Raw genomic sequence first — 25,453 nt, forward strand, 5'->3', positions numbered from 1 at the left:
ATACTTCCTGTGAATTCCGAATGAGCATTCACTCATCCATTTCCTCTCCCCTAATATATTAAGAATCATTCTTGAATAAAAACATGACAATTTTAACATAGTTTATATATAATGATAATAAAAAAAGAAGGAGTACCACATTTGAAAGTCAAATTCCAAAGCATAATTGTATATATATTGCTTGTTATCCTACCGACAATAGGGATTGGTGCTACATTTTATTCGTATCATACATATAAAATGAAACAGGAAAACAAATTATCTGCTCATACAGTTCTCTTTTTATATAGAGATTATTTGGATCATCATCTTGGTGAAGCAATTTCTGCTTTAGACATGCTTGCAAAAGTTGTAGGCACCGAGACTGGTAATATAAATGGTATTAAACAAATTGTACATGATACAGATGGAAACGATGCACGCTTTTCTGGTCTATATTACGCTACACCAGAAGGAGTCATTACAATCGCATCTGAAGATGAATCAGAGCCTATAGATGTTTCAGACCGTAAATATATTCAAGACGCGCTCCAAACTAAAAAAACCACTGTATCATCAGTCATTACTGATCGCGTTCTTGGACATAAAGCTATTATGATTGCTGCCCCCATATTTAATAAACAGAAGGAGCTCTCAGGATTATTATTAGCTAGTTTACGCTTTGATTACATTTCATCTTCTTTAAATGCCATTAAACCACAATACCATTTTGAGGTAACTGATAAACATGATGTAGTTTTTCTAACCGATGATAATAACGACACAAGTGATACGCATTCTAATATGCTTACTACCCCACTCCAAAGATTAAATTGGAAGGTCTCTGTTTCTCCATTACCTATTCATCAAAAAACCTTATACCAGTGGGTTGCAATAGAGTGTATAGCTACTTTATTTTTAATGTCTATTTTATTTTTACTTGCTCAATATATGTTGTTAAAACGTCAAACAAAAATTGAAAGGCAACAAAATGAACTACAAAAAATTGAATTAGTTGGAACTTTTGCAGCGAGTACAGCACACGAAATCCGTAATCCTCTTACTGGAATTAAAGGACTCGTCGCTCTATTAAAAGAGAAATATAAAGATGAGCAAGATCAGTTCTACTTTTCCGTAATTGAACAAGAAATAGAGCGAATCAATGAAATTGTAAGTGAATTTCTTATTCTCGGAAAGCCAACCGCCATCATCGAACAAACGTATGATGTAAGAAAAATTCTAAATGAGGTAGCATTAATTATTCAATCTGAGGCGAATTTACATAACATTGTATTCCATTTACATTTGCCAGACCATCCTGTTCATATCCGTTGTTCGAAAGACCATATGAAACAAGTGGTTTTAAACATTACAAAAAATGCAATTGAGGCCATGACTTCTAGTGATACACTAACCATTGTAGTAAAAAACAATGAAACACACGCACAATTGCAGATTATAGATACTGGAAAAGGGATTCCGCAACATATTCAAAAACACCTCTTTCATCCGTTCTTTACTAATAAAGATACTGGAACAGGTCTTGGACTTGTCATATGTAAACGAATTGTAGAGATGTATAATGGGCATATTTTTATTGACAGTACAGAAAACGAAGGAACAACAGTTCATATCGAAATTCCGTTACACATAGTATAATTATCCTTATCCTATAAGGGTAATTATACTTATTTCATAAAACCAGCCACAAGCATTCGCCAAAAATTATTTGATTTTCCTTCATACCCGATTTGGAAAATAGGTATTTTTATAATTGAAAACCATTTCGGTGTTTGTTTTTCTTTATAACATTGATATTGTAAAATAAGCTTGTCCAATTCTTGACTAACTTGAATTGTCTCCCTGCTATTTAGCCCACTTGTTAATCCTAGTTGAATCATTTCTTCACGTTTCATATGAATATCACGTGAAAGCTTTTCTAATGTGTACTTCCTTTTTACAGTAAACATCCATATCCCCCTTATTATACTTCCATGCTCTTAACTTCACTTCTCCATTGACTTTTTTAACTACTTAATCATATGCAAATTTGAAGAATCAGAAATTTTAACATTTTCTCCCTGTAATTTACAAATCTTTACCCTCACTTTGAGAATTATTACAAATTATTCTATCTTTGTAAATACATTCGCAATAATAGACATTTTTTTCATCTTGTTTTTTTATAAATGCTACGTAAACCGTGGATTCTTAATTTTCCACCTACTTTTCTTCGACATTTTTTGTTTAATTTATATAAAAAAGCAAAACATAATGATGATTGATAAAGTGAAACTTTAATCAGTGTTTTTTGTTCAGCCCCCACTGATTATTAGCATTCACCAATCGGGTAGGCAGTGAATCTCCCACCTATCCAGCCCAATGTTGAGGTGGGAGTCTTACTCCCCACAAATAGCGGGATAACAATAGAAAGGAAATATTTATATGCGAAAATATACGATTGCATTATTCATCATTGTTTTGTTTTTACCGTCCTTCTTATTTCCTATTCAAGCAAATGCTCATACGAATAAAGTTGCTATTGTCATTGATGATTTCGGAAATAATATGAAGGGGACTAATCAAATGTTATCACTTCCCATTCCACTCACTGTTGCTGTTATGCCTTTTCTTCCTTCCACAAAAGAAGATGCAATAGCTGCCCATAAGAAAGGCCATGAAGTTATTATACATATGCCAATGGAACCTATAAAAGGTAAAAAAGAATGGCTTGGGCCGAAAGCAATTACAACTGATTTAAGCGATGAAGAAATAAACAACCGACTTGAACAAGCGATTCAAGAAGTACCGCATGCAATTGGAATGAACAATCATATGGGGTCAAAAGTAACAGCGGATGAAAGAATTGTTCGCCTTATACTTGCTGCTTGTAAAAAACACGGTTTATTTTACTTAGATAGTAAAACGAATCCTAATAGTGTCGTCCCAAAAATCGGAAAAGAATTAGGAGTTCCTATTATTGAAAACCAACTATTTTTTGATGATGTGTATACAGCAGGACATATTTCAAAACAAGCCCAATTACTCATCAAAAAAATTCAAGAAAAACCTATTATGGTAGCTATCGGGCATGTGGGCCCTCCAGGTGAAATTACATCACGCGTTATTGAAACTTCTATCCCTAAAATTCGTGAGCATGCAGACTTTATTTTCTTATCTGATCTAGCATTATCCCCGCCTCCTGTTTCAAAATAAAGTTCATTACTCACATAAAGTAAAACTTTAATCAGCCCTCACCAATTGGGCTTTTATGGGCAATCCGTCCCCCCACTTAACTTCTTTACTTGCGCTGAATTTTGAAGCGCGGATTTTACTGCCCACAAATGGCGGGACAAAAAAGTACCTATCTATATATAACAGATAGGTACTTTTTTTAACTTAAATATAATCTACATGACTCACTCTGAATCCTTTTTTCTCTATTTTTCCGATTAATTGCTTTAATCTTGTTTCATCTAACTCATCTGATATATTTACAATAACGCGGCGGATATATTGATCACCGTTATCTAACGTAAATAGGCCACCGATATTATATGCTTTTAACAATGTCCCAAGCTCTTTAATCGTTCCCTTACAATCTTGTGTTGCAATTGTTAATATATAACCACCTGTTCGCATACCAAATGAATCTTCAATAACATCAAATATATTCGAATGCGTTAACATACCGACAAATTCATTATAATCATTTAGCACGGCTAAAAACGGAAGCCGACGAATTACATAAAAAGCTCTGAAGAATGAATCCTTTTCAAAAATAAATGCATTGGAATCATCAAGCATATCCCCTGCACTTACATGCTCTAATCCGCTATTGCATTTTTTTTCTAATAAATCTACTTTATAAATAATCCCCGTGAATTTCTTCTCATCTTCTGCTAATACCGGGATGGCTCGAAATCCCGTTTCGTTCATCATTTGCAGTGCCTCTTCACCAGAATCATTTATCTTGCAAAATGTTACTTGCTGCTTTGGCAGAAAATGATATTTAACTCGCAAAATATGTTCCTCCTTACATGTCAACATGTAATCTATATATAATAAGGAGACCTATATTTTATGAGTGAAATTATTTTTAAAACGCTTTCATTTGTTTATTAACTTGTAGCCATATCACATCCATTTTTATATAACAGAGCTCCTTGCACCCTTAATCATTAATAACTTTACATGATAGTTCATTAAATATTCTATACCCTCTAGCCATTTTTTCGCTTCTTCTGGCGTTTTTCCCCACACAATCATGCCGTAATTATGAACAAGAACTACTCCTCCACCTTCAATGAAATTCGGAACATTGCTTTCTAATAAATCAGCGAATTTTTTTTCATCTTCTACAATTGGAATTGTCATTTCTGTTATACCTTCTTTTCCGAAAACACGCTCCACACTGCGTTTATCGAACGTTACTTCTCCTTCTTCCCCATATAACTCTGATATTAAATGACTATCTACAGTCTGCACTTGTAAAATACATCCTGCACTACTTTTTTTATAAATATCCGCATGCATAAATGACTCTGCAGCTGGTTTTTCTTCATTTTCAAATACTGACTCGCACATGCAATTTACGACAATAAAATCTTCTTCCGAAAATAGCCCTTTATCTCTTCCCTCAACATTTACTAAAAATGTTAACGGCTCTTTTGACGTACATAGCGATAAGCTAATTTTGGTACCATAAAACCAATCACGAAGTGCCAATTCAGATTTCACATCTTTTAATTCATTCCATTTCTTCAGAAAAAATAACATTTCGTCACCCCCGACATAATATTCATATAAGGTTCGAATCCTTTCTATGTAAAAGGAATATTTTTTGATTATTCTAAAAATTTAATTGAATTATCACATGAGAACGCTTTTTTGTCAATATAGTTTCGTGGTTCTTCTTTAAAATAGGCTATTCATATGTCTATACTCCTATCTATTTCATTTTGCACATAAAAAATACGCTATTCTTTAATTAAAGAATAGCGTATTTTCCTCATTTTTTATTCCGCATTAACGGGCAGCCCGATTGGTGAGGGCTACTAATCAGTAGGGAATGAACAAAACCCCCACTGAATAAAGTTTCACTTTATTTCTTTATTGCATTATACAAAAACTGTGCGTATTGTTCACGTGTTACGAAATTATCTCCTAAAAAATTCCCTTCCCCGTCGCCTTTTGATATTTTATTATCCACTAAAGCTTTCACATATCCTTTCGCCCAATGGCCATTTGGTACATCTTTAAAATTCTCTGCACTATTTTCATTTTCTTTTAACTGAAATACTCTTTGTAGTACTACTGACATTTCATATCGAGTTAATACTCCATCTGGACGGAACATACCATTTCCATAGCCTGTCATAATTCCAGCTTGAACCACTGCATCAATAGCCGTTTCATACATATTTCCTTTCGTATCTGTAAATGCCGTTTTTTGTTCTAGATTATTTTCTAATTTTAAATACCTTTGTATTAGAAGTGCTACTTGTCCACGAGTAATGTTATCACCAAATCCAAATTCACCATTTCCATAGCCTATAAATAATTTTTCTTTCGCTAAGTAATTAATTGCTTCTTCTGACCAATGTCCCTTTGGTACATCTTTAAATTCTACCACTTCTGTTTTCTCATCTTCTTTAGATGTATTACCGTCTTTACTTTCTACTACATTTTGAATAACAGATCCTGTAAAGAAGATTCCTGTATCCGCGAATGGATCTTTCACACCAAATTCATATACTTTCTCACCTGGTGTACTCCATTTCACTACACCATTACTATACGTACCATTATCGCTCTTCAGACGGATTTTCGTAGAAATCTCACCATCTTTTTCATATATAGGTACTTTTACTTCTTTATTTACTTCTGTTTCCTCTAAAAATACTTTTTGATTTTGGACATTAATATAAGCCGTCTTACTTAGTTCTATAACTGGTCGGACATCACGGATTTCATTTGCAACAAAACTTAGAAATACTAATTTTTTTAAATTACTAACTGGTGATAAGTCTGAAATATAATTCGCTTCTAAATCAAGCTTTTGTAAGTTTACTAAACTTGATAATGGAGTAATATCCTTTAACTCATTGTTAGGTAAGTGTAATTGTTTTAACTGTGTCATCTTACTTAGAGGAGTAACATCTTTTATTTCATTTTTCCCGATCCACAATTCTTCTAATTGCTTCATTTGCTCAATGCCAGATAAATCTTTAACTTTATTACGTGTTAATACTAAGTCTGTTAAAGGTAATGAATATAACGCTTTAATATCTTCAATTTGATTACCTGCTAAAGTTAAGTATGTTACATTTTTTAAAGCGCTTAATGGAGCAACGTTCTTAATTTTATTATTTGCTAAATTCAAGTAATCTAGTTGTTCCATTTTCGCTAATGCTGTTACATCTTCTATTTGGTTGCCTGATAGATATAAACTTTTTACATTTTTCATTTCAGTTAGTGGTGCAACGTTTGTAATTTTATTATTACTTAAATCAAGAGATTCTAAATTATCCATCTTAACAAGTGGCGTTACATCTGCAAATTCATTACCACGCAAAGCTAAATGATTTAATTGCTTTAAGTTCGCAAAGAACGACGGGTCTTTTATCTTCGCATTCGCAACTGTTAAAGATTTTAAATTTGGCATATATTTTAATGCACTATAATCAAGTATCTCATTTGTATTTAAAAACAAATCCTTTACTTGTAATAAATCTTCTTTCGTAATTGGTGTATTTAAATCTTTTCTATTAAATACTTTTTTATTAACAAGCTCTCTTAATTTGTTATCTGTTATCATATTTTGATTATCAACTGGATTATCCGTTTCCGTATTTCCTGAATTAGAGTTATCATCTGGTTTCTCTGTTTCTTTGTTACCTACAGTTGGATCTTTAATTTCAAATTGAACTTGATATTTGTGATCATATCCAATAGCTGGAATAAGTATATGCATTTGCATATTGTGCTTCTTCTCAAACTCGCCAATTTCAAATTGAACTACTTTCGTTCCATTCTTCCTCTTATCTTCTGACAAAACCTTCACATCATGAAATACACCAGGCTGGTTTTTATCTTCTATTCTAAGATATTGAAAATAATCGCTATCTTGCATTGTTACAGTGACAATTTTTTTGCCAGCTGCAATCGTTACTTTAGGATCTTTTATATATTGAGAAACCATAGATGGCTCGTCTTTTTGGTCCTTATATATTTTAATTTCAGTATCATACGTGCGATCACTCGCTGCTGCTACCGATTGATTTGCTTCAACTTTTAATGCCGCTAATGCTGGAGTAGAATACGTAGCAAATGGAATTGCTAATGTTGTCGCTACTACTAGCGCCTTCATATAATTTTTTTTCAAAATAATATCCCCTATCATATACAATTTTTTATAATTGATAACCCTTATCAATTACCCACAAATAAATGATAATGAATATCATTATCATTGTCAATGAGAATATTACATTAAATTTATATTTTTAAAGATAAAAAATAAAAAGCCCTTTATTCAAAGGGCTTTTTTACCTATCGTATGAAGAATTTCACTTTTTTCCTTCTCATTGATGACACCAATTTTTTGCAAAATATTCGCGTACAATACAAGTTTATTATATATTCGTTCTGACATGTTCTCCCTTCTTTCCTTCGACCAACTTTTTTTGTATTGGTAAATTATATGAAAGAGATGAGAAAATGTGTCCACTTTTTGCATAAATGCAAATCTTTTATTTTACGATTTGCAGACAATAAAACTCCCTCCTAAAAATTAGGCGGGAGTTTAGGCACTTTCACTTTATTTAACAAACTGTCCACTGAATATTATGCTTCATAAGTTCTTCTTCAAAACTATATGGCATTTTTTTATCACAAATTACATGTTGAATACGTGAAAATGCTGCTATACGATAATTCCCTTTCACGCCTACCTTCGTATGATCACATAAAATATATGTCTTCTCAGCTAATTTCATCATCGCCTCTGACAATTTCGCTTTCTCTAATTCAAAGCTGGAAACTCCAAAACTAGGTAATAACCCATCAATCGAAACGAACGCTTTATGAAAATGGAATTGCTGTATTACTTGCTGAGAAATAGACCCTGATACACGCGAATGCTTTGGAGATACTTTTCCACCTATAAATAAAACTTCACCGTGAAACATCTTTTTATTAATAGAAGAAATTAATTGTGTTGCGACTGGAAATGAACTTGTTACAATCGTTAAGTTTTTACGATGAACAAGGTATGGAACCATTTGAAGCGGTGTACTTCCATCATCAATTGCAATGACATCACCATCTTCTACAAATGTCGCTGCTTTATAACCAATTCTTTTCTTCTCTTCTATATGTAACATTTCTCTTTCTAACATTGGCGCCTCTACCCCAGCGCCTGGAAGTTGAACAGCTCCACCATACACTTTTTTCAGCTTCTTTTCACGATCTAATTCTTCTAAATATCGACGAATCGTTTCTGTTGATACAGCAAATTCTCTCGCCAATTCTGAAACCTTTACTTTTCCTTTAAATTCTACCTTTTCAAGAATGGTTCGCTTTCTTTCTTCTCCTACTACAGACATAGATTCACCTCATTTATATCTCCCTCATAAGCTTCCTTGCTTATACAAAGTTATAATTTTCTTTATAAGTAGAAACTTCTTCATGAATATGAATACCGCGCTTTGCTAGTTCATCAAAAATTAATTGTGGATTTTCAAAAGCTTCTTCAGGCGTAACAACACCCACCCTACTTACATTTCCAGTTGCAATTAACTCTGCAGCAATCCCAAATGGAATACCGACGTTTCTCGTATACGCCCTTAATTTTTCCCATCCTACAACAGAACCATCAGATAACGGATGTGTATGATATAACACATGTCTTTGCTTCTCATTATTTTTCATACCTATTACTTCTACATGAAGTGCATAACCATAAAGCTCTGTTTCTTGTCCTTCTTTCGATTGCAATAAATACTGCGAAATACAATCCATAATGCCTATTTCTTTCCCGTTTATTTCAATCTGATCATTACGCAATATGCCGTAATCATATAAAGCACGTACAAGTTGCATATTTTGCTTCGGCCAAGTTCCTCTCGTCTCTATCAGTTTGACACCTTTATTTTCTAGTGCCTTTGCTAACGTAATCGTTTCAGAATGCGGAATGATATACTGCGTTTCCTTACCATAAGGCGCTGGCAATTCTATTTCTCTCGGACGCGCAAACGGAAGTACTTGTTTAAATTCACCATCTTCATACACTGTACGCGATGGTAAATGTGGATCATATTCATATGTCGTTGTCTCTGTAATTGAAGCAGAAAAAGCAATCGGACGATACGAACCGTGACTTACGCGGACAGACTCTACAGTATCCAGTTGATTTGCTGCATGCATTGCCATCATTTGCGTTACACCTGGCGTCATGCCAAACCCAGGCAAACATGTTTTTTCATTTTGAACAAATATAGCATGCGATTCATTTTCTTCACCAAATCCATTTAAGTTCACACCGTGGCAGCCTGCTTCTGCAATACAGCGAGTCGACAATCTGTTTAGCTTTATCGTCGTACCATCCAATACAATGTCATAACCTTTCATTTTTGCAACCGTATCCTCGTGATTCGTTACATCTACTTTTACAAAATCAACACGAGGATCGTTGAGCCATTCTACTACTTTACGGCCTTCTTCCTCGTTAAAATCGGCTACAGTAATCGTCTCAAAAGATGAAAATTGAACTAAATCCAAAATAGCTTCACGACAAATTTTACCTGCTCCACCTAAGCAAAATACTTTCACCCAATAACAACTCCTTTAGCAATACTATCAACTAAGCGATTAATATCTTCTTCATGTACATCACCGATATTTCCAATGCGGAACGTATCTACTTTCGAAATTTTCCCAGGGTAAATAACAAATCCATAACGCTTTAATTCGTTATATAACTGTTGAAACTCAAACCCCTCTTTTGGATAAATGAAAGATGTAATAATAGGAGATTGATATTTCTTATCTACTAGTGGCTTAAATCCGATTTCTCCCATTCTATTCACTAGTAGTTTTTGATTGTTGTAATATCGATTGTAACGTGCTCTTACTCCACCTTCTTTTTCTAACTCAAGTAGCGCTTGATAAAAAGCATGTACAACATGTGTAGGTGAAGTAAAACGCCATTTCCCATTTTGTTTTTCCATCGTTTCCCACTGATCATATAAATCAAGAGATAAAGAGCGTCCTTGCCCTTTACACTTCAATAATTCATCACGTTTTGCGATTACAAATCCGAATCCAGGAACCCCTTGAATACACTTATTCGCACTACTAATTAAAAAATCAATTTGTAAATCAGCAATGTCTATTTCAATCCCGCCGAAACTACTCATCGCATCAACAATTGTAACCTTTCCATACTGCTTTCCTAATTTACATACATCTACAATTGGATTTATAATGCCTGTCGTTGTTTCACAATGAACAACTGCAATATGCGTAATCTCTTTATCTTCTTCCAATAACTTTTCTACTTCTACAATATTAGTAGGTTCCCACTCTTCTGTTTGGCTGACCACTACATCAATCTGTAACATCTCTGCCATTTGTACAATGCGCTTACCGTACGCACCATTTGTACAAACGAGAAGCTTCCCATTTCCCTGAATAACAGAGCCAATTACTGCTTCAACTGAAAACGTACCGCTTCCTTGCATTAACACTGTTGTATATTTCTCTTCTTCCTTCGTCGCTAACGATACAAGTTTAGCTCTTACTTCTTGCACCATCGTATTATATTCAACATCCCACGTACACCAATCGTATAGCATAACTTCTTTTACTGATTTTGTTGTCGTTAATGGTCCTGGTGTTAATAATAAGTAGTGATTTTCATTCATGATCCCGTACCCCTTTTATGAAATAATAAGTTCTTGTTTCTCGATATGTTCCATTACGTTTTCGAGCTCCTGCATCGTTTCAATCGTAAAATGAGCCCCATTTTCAACAAACCGATTACGAACTATTTCTATTTTTTCACGAAGCTCTACCGAATCCATACTCTCCACTTCCTCTTCCGTTAAACCGAGCTCACTACTTCCAAGAATTACACCAACTGTCCACATTCCAGCATTTCTACCTTCTTTCATATCTGATACTGTGTCCCCTACCTTTATCATATGGTTCATCGGATACACACCAAGTTCCATTGCATTTTTATAGCACATCCATGGGTATGGGCGGCCTGCTGGAACATCATCTGGCGTAACAAGAAAATCAGGTTTATATCCTTGTAACGCTGCTTCCTTTGCTACAATTTCCATCATTTCTCTCGTATAGCCCGTTGTTGAACCGATTTTAATGCCTCTCTCACGTAAAGAAGCGATTACTTCTTTTACCTCATCAATCGGCGTAGCATAACTTGGTAAAATAGAAAAGAGAATTTCTTCAAACTCTTCATACATCTCATGGATGTCTGCTTCTGTTGGTAATTGACCGAAGACACGCTTCCACTCATCCGCAATACGAGGCATTTCTGTTAGTGCCCTTACATGATCTATTTTTAATAATCCCATTGGCTTACGTGCTTCTGCTGCTGTAATTTCAACGCCACGTTTTTGAAAAATCTTCATGAATACTTCTAGCGGTGCAAAACATCCGTAATCAACCGTCGTACCTGCCCAATCAAAAATAACTGCTTCAATTTTCATTCTGTCCATCACCCTTCTTACTTATCTTTTTTGCCATTGTGAAGTTCGGTTACGAAGTGCTTTCGTTCCCCATTCATATACAACTCTCACTACAATATTTGTAACAACAATAAGTACACTCATTGCAGCTGCTGGTGCTACATTTCCTGCATCATCCATATTTACGATTGATACGGCAGCTAGTTTAAAATCAGCTGCATATAGGAATACAACTGCCGATACAGTTACCATTGAATTTACGAAGTAGTACATTACCATTTCTAAAATTGCTGGTAAACACATTGGTACTGTTACTCGGAAGAATGTTTTATAAAACGGAATACCCATCGACTGCGAAACAAGCTCAAACTCTCGGTCTAATTTCTTTAAAGCAGTCGTTGCCGTGACAAATGTTACAGAATAAAAATGAATGATATTTACTAGTACTAATACAGCGATTGTTCCGTATAAAGAATGAAACGGATTCGTTACTGATAGTCCAAGAATTTGAATCGTTGGTTGACTAAAGAAAAAGACATATCCTAATCCGAGTACTAAACCTGGTATCGCTAACGGCACTATAGAGAAAAAGTAACCTGTTTTTCTGAAAAATTGTAGCTGGTCTATTTTCTCAATTGCATATGCGAATACAAATGTTAAAATCGCCCCAATAACTGCTGTAACTGCTGAAACAATTACGCTATTTTTAAATGCTTCAAGTCCATCTCCTGTTAAACTTGAAAAATTAAAATGCTCAAATGTAAAACTCATATTATATGGCCATACTTTCACACTTGCAGCAATACCAACTGCAACAAATAATAGAATGATCATAAGTGTAATCACACTACAATATATGAATGAGATTACATCTCTTTTCTTATTAGCTATTATTCTGTATGGTACTGCTTTTGAAGATAAGAAATTCGCCTGCTTTCTTTGCGTAATACGATCAACTACAAATGCGAATATAGCTGGGATTAATAAAATCATTCCGACAGTTGCACCCATCGGCATATTTTGCTGTCCAATTACTTGTTTGTATACGTCAGTAGCAAGCACATTATATTGACCACCAACAATTTTTGGTGCCCCAAAATCAGTAAAACTAAGTGTAAACACAACAAACATTGCACTAATTAATCCGTACTTTACACTAGGTAAAGTAACCGTGAAAAATTGCTTTGTTTTACTCGCCCCTAACATATTAGAAGCTTCATATAAACGATAATCAGATCCTTGGAAGGCAATTAGCAATATAAGAAAGGCTTGTGGAAATGTATACATAACTTCAGCTATTACAATTCCTATTGGTCCATATAAAGGGATTTGTATACCTTCAAATAAACCAAACATTCCTTTCGTTACTAGCCCTTGATTACCAAATAAATATGTAAGTGCTATACCGTGCATCATCGTTGGTGCGAACAATGGTAATAACGCTACATACTGAAATACACGCTTTCCAAAAACATTCGTACGGGCAATTGCATATGCGTAAACGAATGCGATTGCAACTGAAATAATTGTTGTTGCGCCCGAAATCCATACTGTATTTTGTAAAGACTGAACTAAAGTTGGTGTTGTGAAATATTTACTGAAATTCGCTAAACCAACGAAAACTCCATCTTTATTATAAAAAGCTTGTGTAAATAGTTGTAATAGCGGTAATACAAGTATGATAAGGAAAGAAAAAATCATACCGATAATTACGAGCCGTTGGATCCATTCCTCTTTCCCTATACTTCTCTTAATCTTTTTTTTCGTACTTTCTACCTTATAGTTTTCTAACATCTCCATCTATACAATGACCTTCTTTCCATATGACAACATATGATTTTCTGAGAAAGAGATTTGAATCGGCTTTCCTTTTCTAATAGCCGTTGCTTCTACTTCTGATGCTAATATATCCACTACAATTTTCTCATTATAAAGGTGTGTGTTTTCTTCTAAGACTCGCACTTCCGTCCGATATACAGATCCGCGAAATTCCATACTTTCCACAACTGTTTTAATACCGTCCTTTTGTACAATTGTTACATGTTCAGGACGAATTGCATGTTCTTCGTTATTTTTCGAAAAGAAATTAATAGAACCAATAAAATCTGCCACAAACGGATTGGCTGGTCTTTGATAAATCTCCTCTGGTGTTCCAATCTGCATAATTTCCGCATGATTCATTACAACAATTTTATCAGCCATCGTTAATGCCTCTTCTTGATCATGCGTTACCATAATCGTCGTTACTCCTATTTTCTCTTGCAAATCACGCATTTCCCTACGTAATTTTTCACGCACTTTTGCATCTAAAGCTGATAACGGCTCATCGAGTAACAAAATATCTGGAGACAGAGCGAGCGCACGTGCAAGTGCTACTCGCTGCTGTTGTCCACCAGACATTTGAGCAGGATATTTATCTTTTACATTCAGCAAATCTACAAGTTTTAACGCATCTAGCGCTTTCTCTTTCACTTCTGCTTTCCCATATTTTTTTGTCTTTAAGCCGTATTCAATATTTTCAAGTGCTGTTAAATTCGGAAATAAAGCATACGATTGGAAAACCATTCCGAAGTTTCTCTTTCCAGGAGGCAATGCTGTAATATCTTTTCCATTCACAGCTATACTGCCAGTCGTTGGTTCCTCTAGTCCCGCTAAAATGCGAAGCAACGTCGTTTTCCCACAGCCACTCGGGCCTAATAAACAAACAAACTCATTTTTGTTCACAGTAAAAGAAATATCTTTTAACGCTGTAAATGCATCAAACTGTTTTTGAATGTGTTGAATTGATAAATATTCGCTCATTTTTCTCTCTCCCACTCACTTACTTTTTCGGTTCTGCTTTTTGGCCAAACTCTTTTTCCCATTTTTCTAAAATTTTGTCACGATTTTCTGCTGCCCATTTAAAGTCATTCTTTTTATATAATTTTTCAGTAACATCTTTCGGGAATCCCTCTGGAAGTTTATAATCATTTTTAATTGTCGCAAATCCATTTTTCTCAAAGTATAACTTCATTACATCATCAGTAATTGCCCAATCTAAAAATGCTTGTGCTAATTTATCATTTTTCGCATTATCTTTCTTAATAAGTGCGTTCGCTTCTACTTCCCACCCTAATCCTTCTTTCGGCAGTACAACTTCAACTGGTGCACCTTTTTGTTTCTCTTTTAAAGCACTATAAACCATTGATACACCGACTGGATATTCACCTGCTCCTGCTAATTTCGCTGGTTTTGATCCTGAATGCGTATAACTTGCCATATTATCATGAAGTTTCTTCATGTAATCCCAGCCTTTATCTTCACCCATGATTTGTAGCCATGCAGAAACTGTTAAAAATCCTGTTCCAGATGATGCTGGATGTGGCATAACAAGTGTTCCTTTATACTCTGGTTTCGTTAAATCTTCATATGATTCTGGCATCGGTAAATTTTTCTTCTTTAACTCTTCTTTATTTACAGCAATCCCCGTCATAAATGCAGTATTTCCTACCCATTTTTCAGGTTGCTTATCATCTTTAAATTGCGGAAGAACACGATCTGCTCCTTTTGGAGAGTATCCTTTTAACATATCTTTTTTATCTAAAGCTAATAGACTTGATGCCGCAGTTCCCCATACAACATCTGCTTGTGTATTTTTCCCTTCAGCTAGCAATTTCGCAGTAATAACTCCTGTTGAATCACGTACAATGTTCAATTTCACATCAGGATATTTCTTTTTAAAGGAATCAAGATAAATTGGTACAAGCTCTTCTTCAATTGCTGTGTAAACAGTTAATGATCCAGATAATTTGTCATCTTTCACTTTCGCTCCAGCACTTTCTTCCTTCTTTGCACCACACCCCATTAATAACGAAAATACCATTCCAGTCGCTACAGCTTTAAAGATTGTTTTTTTCACTGTTTCTCTCTCCTTTTACAAATCTTATGTACAACTCAAATATAAACAACTAGTGTAAAAGCAGTATTAAACCAACATTAATCTTTTGTTTGTTGTTTGTTTTTGTGTAATACGTTGCTACTTCTATGTTTTTTCGCATTTTTCTGCTAATAGAAAACACTAAATTTACAAATAATTAAAAAAACCTTTATAATCCCACAAAAAAATGAGGCGTTTGTAAAAAACGCCTCATTTTTGTTTCCCTTTTTTTGAATTACGATTAGCATACTTTGCGCTATTTTCTCCTTCATACTCTAATGCAAATTCTGCATCTGGTAAGCTTTCTTTCGGAGTTTTATTATTATTGATTGCCGCATTTTGTTTCACTTTTCTTTTTACCAATACATTCACCTGCTCTCAAGAAATCACTTTCTACTCTAGTTTGAAACAACTTAAAATAATTATTACTGGCAAGTGTTAACAAGTACATAAGAGGCGTTAGATGGAAATACTACGTATGAAGAAATCATTATAAAAAGGAGCGATAATTTTGAAGAAAAAAGAAAAGATTCAATCACCAATTTTAGACGAAACGCTCCCGCATCAAATGAATTTTCCATCTTTTAAAGGAACAGGAAAAACGATGCAACAACCTTTTGTGAATCAATATGATGTTGTAATTGGAGACAGTAAATATAATTCCGAGAACAGTCCACTTAACAATTGGAGTGATAAAATAGATCCTGCCATTATGGCTGGCGATGAGTGGATCCATCCTACAAATGATATTGGGTGGATTTCAGAAGAAAATCAAGAGTTGCTAAAAAACGAAGCGGATAATAAAAATGAAGCTTTTATGCATCCACAATTTGGAATTAACGACTAAAAAACCATTCTACCTAACGTAGGTAGAATGGTTTCATACTATCCAATAATAATCCGCTCTTTCGGGTATTTATAGCGAGGTGGTTGTTCCCTTCCACCACTAGCTAAAATAAATGTTAAAATACCAACGCGTCCGATAAACATAAGCACAATAAGTACAAGTTTCCCAACAGTTGTTAAATCAGGCGTAACACCTGTTGATAGTCCCGTCGTTCCGAAAGCAGAACAAACTTCAACAATTAAGCTCATAAGCGGTACATTTTCCGTAATAGATAAAATGAATAGCGCAGTAGCACATAACAAAATCCCCATCGTCATAACGACAGATGCTTTCAGTACATCCTCTTCATGTAGCTGACGTTTGAAGACTCTAACTGTTCTACCACCCCTTGCAAAGGTATATAGTGACAATATACTAACAGCAAATGTTGTTGTACGTATTCCGCCCCCAACCGAACTTGGAGATGCCCCTATAAACATTAATATACTCATAAATAAAAGCGTCGGTTGTGACAATTCACGTATATCCATCGTAGCAAGTCCACCACTTCGCGTCGTCACAGATTGGAATAATGTATAAAATACAGTTTCATGCCATGACTTTCCTACTAAAAAATGATTTCTCTCCAGTAAAAAAATCATAATTGTACCAACAACAACGAGTGCAAAAAATGTTGTTGTCGTCAATTTTGTAAATAATGAAAAACGGAATAATTGTTGTCTCCTTTTACTAAGGAATTGTTTCACTTCCATTAGCACAGGGAAACCAATCGCTCCTAAAATAATTAGTAACATATGAATCATTTGAACAATATAATCTTTTTTATAAGGAATTAATGATTGTCCTGTTAAATCAAATCCGCCGTTCGTAGTCGCACTAACAGCTGCAAAGAAACCGTGAAAATAAGCTTCTTTCCAAGTCGGAAAGTAAAGTAAAAATCTTGTACCTAATAGGATTGCTCCAATAAGTTCTATTGAAATAATTACAATCAAAATAGAACGCATCAATTCTACAAGACCCGATAAATTCCCTTGATTATGGTCTGCCATAATTAATCTTCTTCTTTGCAAACCAATCTTTTTCCCCGTAATGATCCAAACAAATGTACCAAGCGCCATAATTCCTAAGCCGCCTAATTGTAGAATAAGGGCTAAAACAATAATTCCTGCTGTAGTAAACGTATCTGAAATCGTAATAACAGACAGTCCCGTAACGCTTACCGCACTAACCGATGTAAAAAGCGCATCTATAAATGTCCATTTCACACCAGGCTTCGTAACAAACGGTAAACTAAGCAATATCACCGATACAACTACTGCTAACAAATAAAACAAAACGATGAGTTGTACAGGACGTAATTTTTGTAAAAACTTTTTTATATCTCTCATTCCATCACTTCGCTACCTTTTTTCTATCGATTAAATAAAGAAAAATCTTTACTTTCTTTATTTGTAAATAACTGCTCAAATAATTTGGCAAAGACCATTCCATATACAGTTCCATTACCTCCATACGGCAATGCGTAAAACAAATTATGTATCTTTTCGTCTTCTTTTAAAATGGGGAGACCATCATGAGTACCACCAAACGCGGCTGCCCAATAGTAGTCTGCCTGTATATTTTTATACTGCGGGAACATCTCTTTTACAATATTAATAAGGATATCACGCTTATGCAATAATTTCGTATCACCAATTGTTTGAATTTGCAGCGCTTCATCTAATCCGCCTACAATAATGCGGTTTCGATACGTTCGAAAATATAAGTAGGGCCGTGCCGTTTCCCAAATTAACGATCGCTCATGCCAGCCTTCAAACTGATCTATTTCATTTGTTACAATTGCATAAGAGGTGTCTACTGTTGTATTTTTTCTTTCTTTCTTTCCAAAAAGCGCTTCATAACCTGTCGCCATAATAATATTCTTTGCTACAATTTGATTTCCTGTTTTCGTGTAACAAATTAAATCATTTTTACGTTTTTTTATATGTATTGCCTCTGTATGTTCATATATATTAGCTCCCATTTGATTTGCTTTATGCAAAAGACTGTGCGCTAATAAATACGGATTCACCTCGGCATCACCGTGTGTATATAATGCCGCTTGTTTTATGAAAGGATAACGTTTCTTAATATCAGATTCTGTAAAATACTCAACAGGAAATCCATAATTCTGTAACGTATTGTACTCCTCTTGTAAAAATGAGACATCCTCACTTTTACTTGCATAATATAAACTACTTCTCGGAATAAAATAGGGATCAATATCGAGAGTAGGTACCACTTTCTCCATTGTCCGTAACGCTTCGTAACACAGTTTATATGCTCGTACCCCTGTTTCTTCACCAAATGTATGGATAAGTGAGGTTAACGATTTATCATGAAGAAACTGTAATACACCTACATTTGCAAATGTACTACCACATGCAATTTCTCTTTTTTCAATAAGCATTACACTCATACCTATTTTCGCTAAAGAATACGCTATATGGGCACCTGCTTCGCCACTTCCGACTACAAGCACATCACATATCATATCATTTCCTAACGGTGGATAACAAGGTACTGAAACTCCTGTATTCCAAAACAACTTACCTGTCATAAGTTTCATAATTATACTCCTAAAATATAAATTTCTCCTTTCTATGTTTTGTTATTTTTCATAAAAAAATCCAACTAACATAGGCTAGTTGGATTTTTTATTTTTAATTAGAACGCTCTTCAAGCCAATTTCCAATCGTCGGATATGTTTGTTTTACAGCTGTTCCACCGTAAACGATAGACATATGCCCTGTTGGTAAACATACATATTGTTTATCTGTGCTAGAAATATGGTCTAGTAATGCTTCTACTTGACATGGCAAAGCGATATGATCACGTTTCCCGGAAATATTTAAGACATTCGCCTTAATATTTGCAAGATCTACCTTTTGTCCGCGAATAACGAGTTCACCCTTAACCAATTTATTATTTTGATAAAAATCACGAATCCACTGTCTGTATGATTCACCTGGGAACGGAATACCATCACCAACCCACTTTTGAACCAATCTCCAGCTTTCGACGAAGCGTTCATTCTCTGAACGATCTACTAGAGCAACATATGGACCAACAAAGTTCGTAATTGGCTTTAACATTTTGTTTCCGAAATCAATCATTTCTGGCGGAATATTTCCAAATGTATCAACCGCTTTATCTAAATTGAAGTATTTCTCATCTAATAAAGGACCATACAATCCTGTTTCAGAGAAATCAAAAGGACTTGTCATGAAAATTAAATTACGAATTGGCATGTGCGGATGAAGCGCTGCATAAATAGAAGTTAGCGTTCCACCCATGCAATAACCAAGTAAAGAAATCTCGTCCGATTTTGCAGTTCGCATTACTTTTTTTACTGCTTTTGCAATATAATCAAACACGAAATCATCAAATTTCAAATGACTATCTTCTAAACCAAATGTGCCCCAATCAAGCATATATACATCAAAACCACGATCCACTAGATATTCCACTAAACTATTTCCAGGAGTTAAATCCATAATATATGGTTTATTAATAAGAGCATATATTAACAGAATTGGAACTCTTTGTGTTTTTTCTTGTTTTGGAATGTAGCGATAAAGCTTCGTCTTATTCTTCGTCCAAATAACCTCTTTCGGCGTTAATCCGACTTGCGGCTCTGGTTCACGTAATAAAATTTCACTCGCCCTTTTCACTCGGCGGTATGCTTTTCGGTACTCTTCTGGGTATAGCTCTAATTGCTTTTCCCATTCTGTTGCGAATGTAGTCATTTTTCTATCTCCTTTTTGGTCGATTTCCTTCTTAAAAAAAAGAAGTGCATTCCTGCTATGGATATGCACTTTTTTCTTACTTCATTACATATATAATCCGCCGTTAATGTTTAATTGTTGACCTGTGATATACGCACCGTCACGGCATAGGTATACTACACCTTTTGCAATTTCATCAGCTTGACCAAAACGTTTTTTCGGGATTTTTGCAACGATTTTTTGACGTACTTCTTCTGGTACTTCTGCTACCATTTCAGTATCAATAAATCCTGGGCAAATAGCATTTACAGTGACATTTGTTTTTGCAAGTTCTAACGCTAATGATTTTGTAAATCCTAACATACCCGCTTTTGCTGCTGAGTAGTTTGTTTGGCCAAATCCACCTGCTTGACCAATAATAGAAGAAATGCTAATAATTCTTCCTTCTTCTGCTTCCGTTATGTATGGAAGAACCGCACTTGTCGTATTAAATACGCTGCTTAAATTCACGTCAATTACGCGCTCCCAATCTTCACGATTTAACTTTTTGAATGTACGGTCTCTTGTAATACCAGCATTATTAACAAGAATATCAACTTTACCAAAATGATTCACAGTTTCTTCTACAAGTCGGTTTGCATCTTCTACTTTAGAAACATCCGCTTGCACTGCATAAACGTCATGTCCGTCTTTTCCTAATTCATTTACTAAATTTTCAGCTGCTTCTTTACTGCTATTATAGTTAATAACTACTTTCGCTCCCTCTTGTGCTAATGCTACTGTAATTGCTTTTCCAATTCCTTTTGCTCCACCTGTTACGATTGCTACTTTTCCATTTAATTGAACCATTTCTTTTCCCCCTTAAATGAATTTGTGAACGATTGTTATGAATCATTTTGGTACTCATACTATAGAGTCCATATATAATTATGTTTCGCTGTTTATACGTGAAAAGAGATTCTCCCTCTCTCTTTTATCTGTTATAAACAAGCGCTTTTATCATTTTTTATTTTCTGGTTTATTCGCAGGCTTTACCTCTTCTTTTACAGGTACTTGTAGTTTAGCTAGTACTGCATTTTGCTTTTCTAGCAATTCTAAAATTTGATCTACTTTTGTTTCAAGCGTACGAATATCTTGTTTTACTTTCGTTACATCACGCTTTAATGTAGGAGCTTGCCCTAAAGAATCTACTTTCTCCTCTAGAAACTCCTCAATGTTATCTACTTTATTTTCTAAGTTAATAACAAGCGTAGCCACTCTTGCGATATCCTCTTTCGTCGGCACATTTACTTGTTCTAAATAGTTTTTTGTCGTATCATTTAATGCTTTTTGATAAAACAAATTCAAATCTAGAACGCTGCCCATCCAAGCAGAATATTCTTCTGTTTTAATTGTTTCATTGAGCGCTTTTCCCCAAAATGTTTCGGTTTGTTCATAAGCATTTTTCCATGCTTGTAGTGGATCGAATTTTTGATCAATCACTTTACCTACACTCCCTTTTTCGTTTTTGAAACAATTCAACCTATTCACTATTTTCTAATATTCTGAATAAAACTTCAAGTCTATATTTTATTTTTTTCTATTTTCTAACAAATGTGTTGACTTTAAAAACAGATAGGTGTAAATTGCACTTATAAGCAAAAAATTCCATCTAACTGATTCATGAGGTGATGCACAATCATGCTACAAAATGAACCAGAACAACGCGAAAGTTTGGAGAGCAACCAAGCGAAACAACCAAACTCCATGCCAAAAAACTTCTTAGTTCCCTTCTTACTTCTCTGTCTAAAAGACTGGAGTCTTCATGGTTACAAACTTATTCAAATGCTAATGGATATCGGCTTTTCTTCTGTTGACCAAGGTAATGTTTATAGAACACTACGCAAATTAGAAAAAGAAAACCTTATTTCTTCTACTTGGGATACAAGCGATGGAGGGCCGGCAAAAAGAATTTATTCTTTAACTGAATATGGAGAGCAATATTTAACAACATGTGCGACTTCTTTTGAACATTATCAAAATATGTTGCGAACGTTTTTCACGTTATACACCAATGCATTCTTTCCATTTTCTACTTCTCCAGAAAAGGATGAAAAGGATTCTTCATCTTCACCTGGTGGTACAGCAGAGTAATCTGCGTTCACAATATGCAAAAAAACATTTGGGGGTCAAACAATGGAAACTAAACCATACGAATTAGTCGATGCATTTTGGAAAAACTGGTCTCAATCACTTTCCCTTTTCTCTTCAGCTGGGAAGCAATTAGAGCAACTTACTTTAGAAACATTAAAACAACAACAAGACGCTTTGCATAAATTAACATCAGGAGTAGATGAACTAGAAAAAGAACTACAACAACTCACTGCTCAGTTCAATAACCAATATACAGATTACGTGAAACAATTAACTGGAAACTCCTTAAATGATCAAATTAACGAGTGGCAGGACAAATGGAAGGAACTTTCTGCTCATATGCATCAGCTTACTGTTTCTCCTACAAAAACATCATTGTCAATTCTTACCCAAACAAGCGGCCAATTTGAAGAAACAACAAAACAATTTATTGAGCAACAACAATTACAACGTGAAGAGGCTCAAAAACAGTTAGAGGGTTTTTTGGAAGAGTTCAAGTCAAAACAGTTGGAACTCGCAAAAAAGTTCGAGGAAAACTCAAAAAATCTATTTACTTCCATCAAGTAAGAAAAATGTGGGAGCTAACCGCAGCACAAACAAAACTCTTTCTTCCTCCTACTACATCAAGATGGCTAACATTTTTCGATATGGAAAAGAAGGAGGACAAAATGAATCCATTTCAAGAAGCACAAACTGTTCCGGAGCTTCGCTATGATGAGATTCAAGTCGGTGATCAAGCATCCCTTACAAAAACAATTACAGATGAAGATGTTATCAATTTTGCAAAATTGACTGGGGATGTGAATCCTATTCACATTTTAGATTCTTTTGCAAAAACGACAATGTTTAAAGAACGTATTGCTCACGGTATGCTCGTTTCGAGTTTTATTTCTACCATCCTTGGAACGAAACTCCCAGGCAAAAATACGATTTATTTATCCCAAAATGTTTCATTCCGTGCCCCTGTCAAAATCGGTGATACACTTCGCGTTGTGGCAGAGGTTATTAAGAAGCGTGATGATAAAAAAATCATTACGCTGCAAACAAACATATATAATCAATCAGATGATATTGTCGTGGAAGGAACAGCGACAATACTAAAAAAAGAGTAGCAAATTTGCTACTCTTTTTTCTATCCAAGAACTTCTAATCGCACCGATTACTTCCGCGTATGAGTACGTCGTTTCCACATAAAATAACGTTACCAGTTTAGATAAGAACTTAGCTGAACTGGACTACTCATAAGGATGTGTATCAACATGGTAAAAACAAACAAATTATTAGTTCCAGGTGCAGAACAAGCACTTGAACAATTTAAATATGAAATTGCACAAGAATTTGGTGTAAGCTTAGGATCTAATACAGCATCTCGTTCTAACGGTTCAGTTGGCGGTGAAGTAACAAAACGTCTTGTTGCTTTAGCTCAACAACAATTACGTGGATAATAATATAACATATGGCTTAGAGGCAGATATTCTCTGCCTCTTTCTATTTTCAACATACATAATGGTGCTTTTTCACATACTAATCAAAACGAAAGGAGCGATCTGTAAAATGAAACGGATTAATATTAGCATGAGCCCTCCCCGCGTTCTTACTTTGTCTTTTCTTGTATTATCAGTTGTCGGCACATGTTTATTAAAACTACCCATTGCTACGACAACGTCCATTTCATGGCTCGATGCCTTATTTACAACCGTTTCCGCTTGTACTGTTACTGGGCTTGGTGTTGTAGATACTGGAAAAGTATTTACTTTGTTTGGACAATGTGTCATTTTAACGCTTATACAAGTTGGCGGGCTTGGCATTATGAGCTTTGCTGTCTTAATTGCGATTATGCTCGGAAGAAAAATCGGTCTTCAAAATCGGATTTTACTGCAACAAGCATTAAATCAAACGAATATCGGCGGCATCATCCGTCTTGCCAAAGCATTATTTTTATTCTCTTTTACAGTCGAATGTATCGCTACTATAATTCTTTCTTTTGAATGGGTACCAAAATATGGGGTTATGAAAGGGATCTATTATAGTTTTTTCCATTCAATCTCAGCGTTTAACAATGCTGGCTTTTCTGTGTGGAGCGATAATTTAATGTCCCATTCTCATAGCATTCTTGTCAATCTCGTCATTTCCTCTCTCATCATTTTAGGTGGAATTGGTTTTACAGTAATCGTAGACGTAAAAAGAAAGAAAAACTTTAAAAACCTTACACTACATTCAAAACTTATGCTCTCTTCTACTCTAATCGTCAACATTATTGCTACCCTTTTTATTTTTATATTCGAGTTCCATAACTCCCTTTCTATGAGAGGTTTTACCCCATTTGAAGAAGGATTGGCATCTTATTTTCAAGCAATTTCAACGCGAACTGCCGGGTTTAATACAGTTGATATTTCTACATTGTCAAAACCTTCTCTCCTATTAATGATGCTCCTTATGTTTATTGGTGCTGGTAGCGCTTCAACTGGTGGTGGGATTAAGTTAACAACATTTTTAATCATATTTTTTGGCGTATTTAAATTTTTACAACAACAAGAGGATATTGTCGTATTTAAAAAATCCATTAAAGATACTCTCATTGTCAAATCATTAACCATTACTATTATTTCAATTTCATTTATCTTTTTTGCTATTTTAATTTTGAGTATTACTGAGCGAGTTCCTCTATTGATGAGTGCTTTCGAAGTATTTTCAGCATTTGGGACTGTTGGCCTCAGTATGAATTTAACACCCCACTTAACTATAATCGGAAAAGCTATTATTATCTTTATGATGTTTTTCGGGAAAATGGGTCCTTTAACATTGGCTTTTTCATTTGCTCGTAAAAAGAACCTGAAAATAAAATATCCGAATGAAGATATTTTAACAGGTTGACAACCGTATAAATTATCCATATAATGAGAATACAATAGCATATCTCCAAAGGGGAGTAGCGTCCAAGAATATTTCTTGGAAACAAAGTCGTCATTACGTAGAACTTAGTTCTTCCGGCTTTGTTGGCATTTTTTATTACATATGTCTAGCAAGACCTTTGCCTATTAACGGCAGAGGTCTTTTTTGCATTCACTTCCAGATTCTTCCAAAGTTAATAGGC

Annotated in this window: 25 protein-coding genes and 1 riboswitch; of the genes, 8 read left to right on the forward strand and 17 right to left on the reverse strand. The window is 34.8% G+C overall.

Features of this window, described 5'->3' with window-relative positions; translation table 11 throughout:
- Positions 1–141: 141 nt before the first annotated feature.
- Positions 142–1,638: a DUF3149 domain-containing protein gene (locus BLT20_RS01175; RefSeq protein ID WP_000865065.1), complete on the forward strand. Its 1,497-nt coding sequence runs from the start codon at positions 142–144 to the stop codon at positions 1,636–1,638.
- Between the two features lie 29 nt (positions 1,639–1,667).
- Here BLT20_RS01175 and BLT20_RS01180 read toward each other — a convergent pair whose 3' ends face one another.
- Positions 1,668–1,949, reverse strand: a complete 282-nt coding sequence (locus BLT20_RS01180; protein WP_000495536.1) for an aspartyl-phosphate phosphatase Spo0E family protein — start codon at positions 1,947–1,949, stop codon at positions 1,668–1,670.
- 475 nt (positions 1,950–2,424) lie between these two features.
- Here BLT20_RS01180 and BLT20_RS01185 point away from each other — a divergent pair, with 475 nt between their 5' ends.
- A complete protein-coding gene (locus BLT20_RS01185; protein WP_001234107.1) occupies positions 2,425–3,195 on the forward strand; it encodes a divergent polysaccharide deacetylase family protein in 771 nt (256 codons plus the stop codon).
- A gap of 183 nt (positions 3,196–3,378) precedes the next feature.
- Here the strand turns inward: BLT20_RS01185 and cbpA are convergent, their stop codons facing one another.
- From cbpA to BLT20_RS30405, 11 genes are all read right to left on the reverse strand, one after another.
- Entirely contained in the window at positions 3,379–4,002 is a 624-nt protein-coding gene (gene cbpA, locus BLT20_RS01190) for a cyclic di-AMP binding protein CbpA (RefSeq protein WP_001264208.1), read from the reverse strand.
- Positions 4,003–4,128: 126 nt separating this feature from the next.
- Entirely contained in the window at positions 4,129–4,758 is a 630-nt protein-coding gene (locus tag BLT20_RS01195; protein WP_000896006.1) for a class II aldolase/adducin family protein, read from the reverse strand.
- Between the two features lie 325 nt (positions 4,759–5,083).
- Positions 5,084–7,384 carry an NEAT domain-containing leucine-rich repeat protein gene (locus BLT20_RS01200; RefSeq protein WP_025921764.1) on the reverse strand — a complete coding sequence of 767 codons (2,301 nt, stop codon included), beginning with the start codon at positions 7,382–7,384 and terminating at the stop codon, positions 5,084–5,086.
- A gap of 421 nt (positions 7,385–7,805) precedes the next feature.
- Positions 7,806–8,588, reverse strand: a complete 783-nt coding sequence (locus BLT20_RS01210) for a DeoR/GlpR family DNA-binding transcription regulator (RefSeq protein ID WP_000117666.1) — start codon at positions 8,586–8,588, stop codon at positions 7,806–7,808.
- A 40-nt stretch (positions 8,589–8,628) separates the two neighbouring features.
- Positions 8,629–9,813, reverse strand: a complete 1,185-nt coding sequence (locus BLT20_RS01215) for a saccharopine dehydrogenase family protein (protein WP_000862160.1) — start codon at positions 9,811–9,813, stop codon at positions 8,629–8,631.
- Complete coding sequence (gene phnW / locus BLT20_RS01220) at positions 9,810–10,907, reverse strand: 2-aminoethylphosphonate--pyruvate transaminase (protein ID WP_001004786.1); 1,098 nt, start codon at positions 10,905–10,907, stop codon at positions 9,810–9,812. Before phnW ends, BLT20_RS01215 begins: the two co-directional genes overlap by 4 nt.
- A gap of 15 nt (positions 10,908–10,922) precedes the next feature.
- Entirely contained in the window at positions 10,923–11,717 is a 795-nt protein-coding gene (gene phnX / locus BLT20_RS01225; protein ID WP_000687397.1) for a phosphonoacetaldehyde hydrolase, read from the reverse strand.
- 21 nt (positions 11,718–11,738) lie between these two features.
- Positions 11,739–13,496, reverse strand: coding sequence for a putative 2-aminoethylphosphonate ABC transporter permease subunit (locus tag BLT20_RS01230; RefSeq protein ID WP_000425519.1), 1,758 nt, complete (start codon positions 13,494–13,496; stop codon positions 11,739–11,741).
- The gene (locus tag BLT20_RS01235; protein ID WP_000006197.1) at positions 13,497–14,498 is read right to left on the reverse strand and encodes a putative 2-aminoethylphosphonate ABC transporter ATP-binding protein; all 1,002 of its coding nucleotides are present in this window, start codon (positions 14,496–14,498) and stop codon (positions 13,497–13,499) included.
- Between the two features lie 19 nt (positions 14,499–14,517).
- The gene (locus BLT20_RS01240) at positions 14,518–15,594 is read right to left on the reverse strand and encodes a putative 2-aminoethylphosphonate ABC transporter substrate-binding protein (protein ID WP_000750893.1); all 1,077 of its coding nucleotides are present in this window, start codon (positions 15,592–15,594) and stop codon (positions 14,518–14,520) included.
- 228 nt (positions 15,595–15,822) lie between these two features.
- Positions 15,823–15,960 (reverse strand): hypothetical protein, encoded by a 138-nt coding sequence (locus tag BLT20_RS30405; protein WP_162200384.1) that lies wholly within the window; start codon positions 15,958–15,960, stop codon positions 15,823–15,825.
- 163 nt (positions 15,961–16,123) lie between these two features.
- On the opposite strand from BLT20_RS30405, the gene BLT20_RS01255 reads away from it, so the two are divergent.
- Positions 16,124–16,459, forward strand: coding sequence for a DUF3905 domain-containing protein (locus tag BLT20_RS01255; RefSeq protein ID WP_000726025.1), 336 nt, complete (start codon positions 16,124–16,126; stop codon positions 16,457–16,459).
- 38 nt (positions 16,460–16,497) lie between these two features.
- Here BLT20_RS01255 and BLT20_RS01260 read toward each other — a convergent pair whose 3' ends face one another.
- From BLT20_RS01260 to phaR, 5 genes are all read right to left on the reverse strand, one after another.
- Complete coding sequence (locus BLT20_RS01260) at positions 16,498–17,847, reverse strand: TrkH family potassium uptake protein (RefSeq protein WP_001204705.1); 1,350 nt, start codon at positions 17,845–17,847, stop codon at positions 16,498–16,500.
- 23 nt (positions 17,848–17,870) lie between these two features.
- A complete protein-coding gene (locus BLT20_RS01265; RefSeq protein WP_000772576.1) occupies positions 17,871–19,067 on the reverse strand; it encodes an NAD(P)/FAD-dependent oxidoreductase in 1,197 nt (398 codons plus the stop codon).
- Positions 19,068–19,161: 94 nt separating this feature from the next.
- Positions 19,162–20,247: a class III poly(R)-hydroxyalkanoic acid synthase subunit PhaC gene (gene phaC / locus BLT20_RS01270; RefSeq protein WP_000206336.1), complete on the reverse strand. Its 1,086-nt coding sequence runs from the start codon at positions 20,245–20,247 to the stop codon at positions 19,162–19,164.
- Positions 20,248–20,331: 84 nt separating this feature from the next.
- Positions 20,332–21,075: an acetoacetyl-CoA reductase gene (locus BLT20_RS01275; RefSeq protein ID WP_000250409.1), complete on the reverse strand. Its 744-nt coding sequence runs from the start codon at positions 21,073–21,075 to the stop codon at positions 20,332–20,334.
- Positions 21,076–21,225: 150 nt separating this feature from the next.
- On the reverse strand, positions 21,226–21,708 hold the full coding sequence (phaR, locus tag BLT20_RS01280) for a polyhydroxyalkanoic acid synthase subunit PhaR (protein ID WP_000566942.1): 483 nt from the start codon (positions 21,706–21,708) through the stop codon (positions 21,226–21,228).
- 198 nt (positions 21,709–21,906) lie between these two features.
- Here phaR and phaQ point away from each other — a divergent pair, with 198 nt between their 5' ends.
- From phaQ to BLT20_RS01305, 5 genes are all read left to right on the forward strand, one after another.
- Positions 21,907–22,359, forward strand: a complete 453-nt coding sequence (phaQ, locus tag BLT20_RS01285) for a poly-beta-hydroxybutyrate-responsive repressor (protein ID WP_000939955.1) — start codon at positions 21,907–21,909, stop codon at positions 22,357–22,359.
- A 42-nt stretch (positions 22,360–22,401) separates the two neighbouring features.
- A complete protein-coding gene (phaP, locus tag BLT20_RS01290) occupies positions 22,402–22,926 on the forward strand; it encodes a polyhydroxyalkanoic acid inclusion protein PhaP (protein WP_000448594.1) in 525 nt (174 codons plus the stop codon).
- Positions 22,927–23,027: 101 nt separating this feature from the next.
- Positions 23,028–23,471: a MaoC family dehydratase gene (locus BLT20_RS01295; protein WP_001067916.1), complete on the forward strand. Its 444-nt coding sequence runs from the start codon at positions 23,028–23,030 to the stop codon at positions 23,469–23,471.
- A gap of 147 nt (positions 23,472–23,618) precedes the next feature.
- Positions 23,619–23,804 (forward strand): alpha/beta-type small acid-soluble spore protein, encoded by a 186-nt coding sequence (locus BLT20_RS01300; RefSeq protein ID WP_000241212.1) that lies wholly within the window; start codon positions 23,619–23,621, stop codon positions 23,802–23,804.
- A 109-nt stretch (positions 23,805–23,913) separates the two neighbouring features.
- A complete protein-coding gene (locus BLT20_RS01305) occupies positions 23,914–25,233 on the forward strand; it encodes a TrkH family potassium uptake protein (RefSeq protein ID WP_000822363.1) in 1,320 nt (439 codons plus the stop codon).
- Between the two features lie 38 nt (positions 25,234–25,271).
- A riboswitch (yybP-ykoY riboswitch) is annotated at positions 25,272–25,446 on the forward strand.
- Positions 25,447–25,453: the final 7 nt, after the last annotated feature.

It is taken from the genome of Bacillus sp. cl96 (genome assembly GCF_900100505.1).
GTDB lineage: Bacteria > Bacillota > Bacilli > Bacillales > Bacillaceae_G > Bacillus_A > Bacillus_A cereus.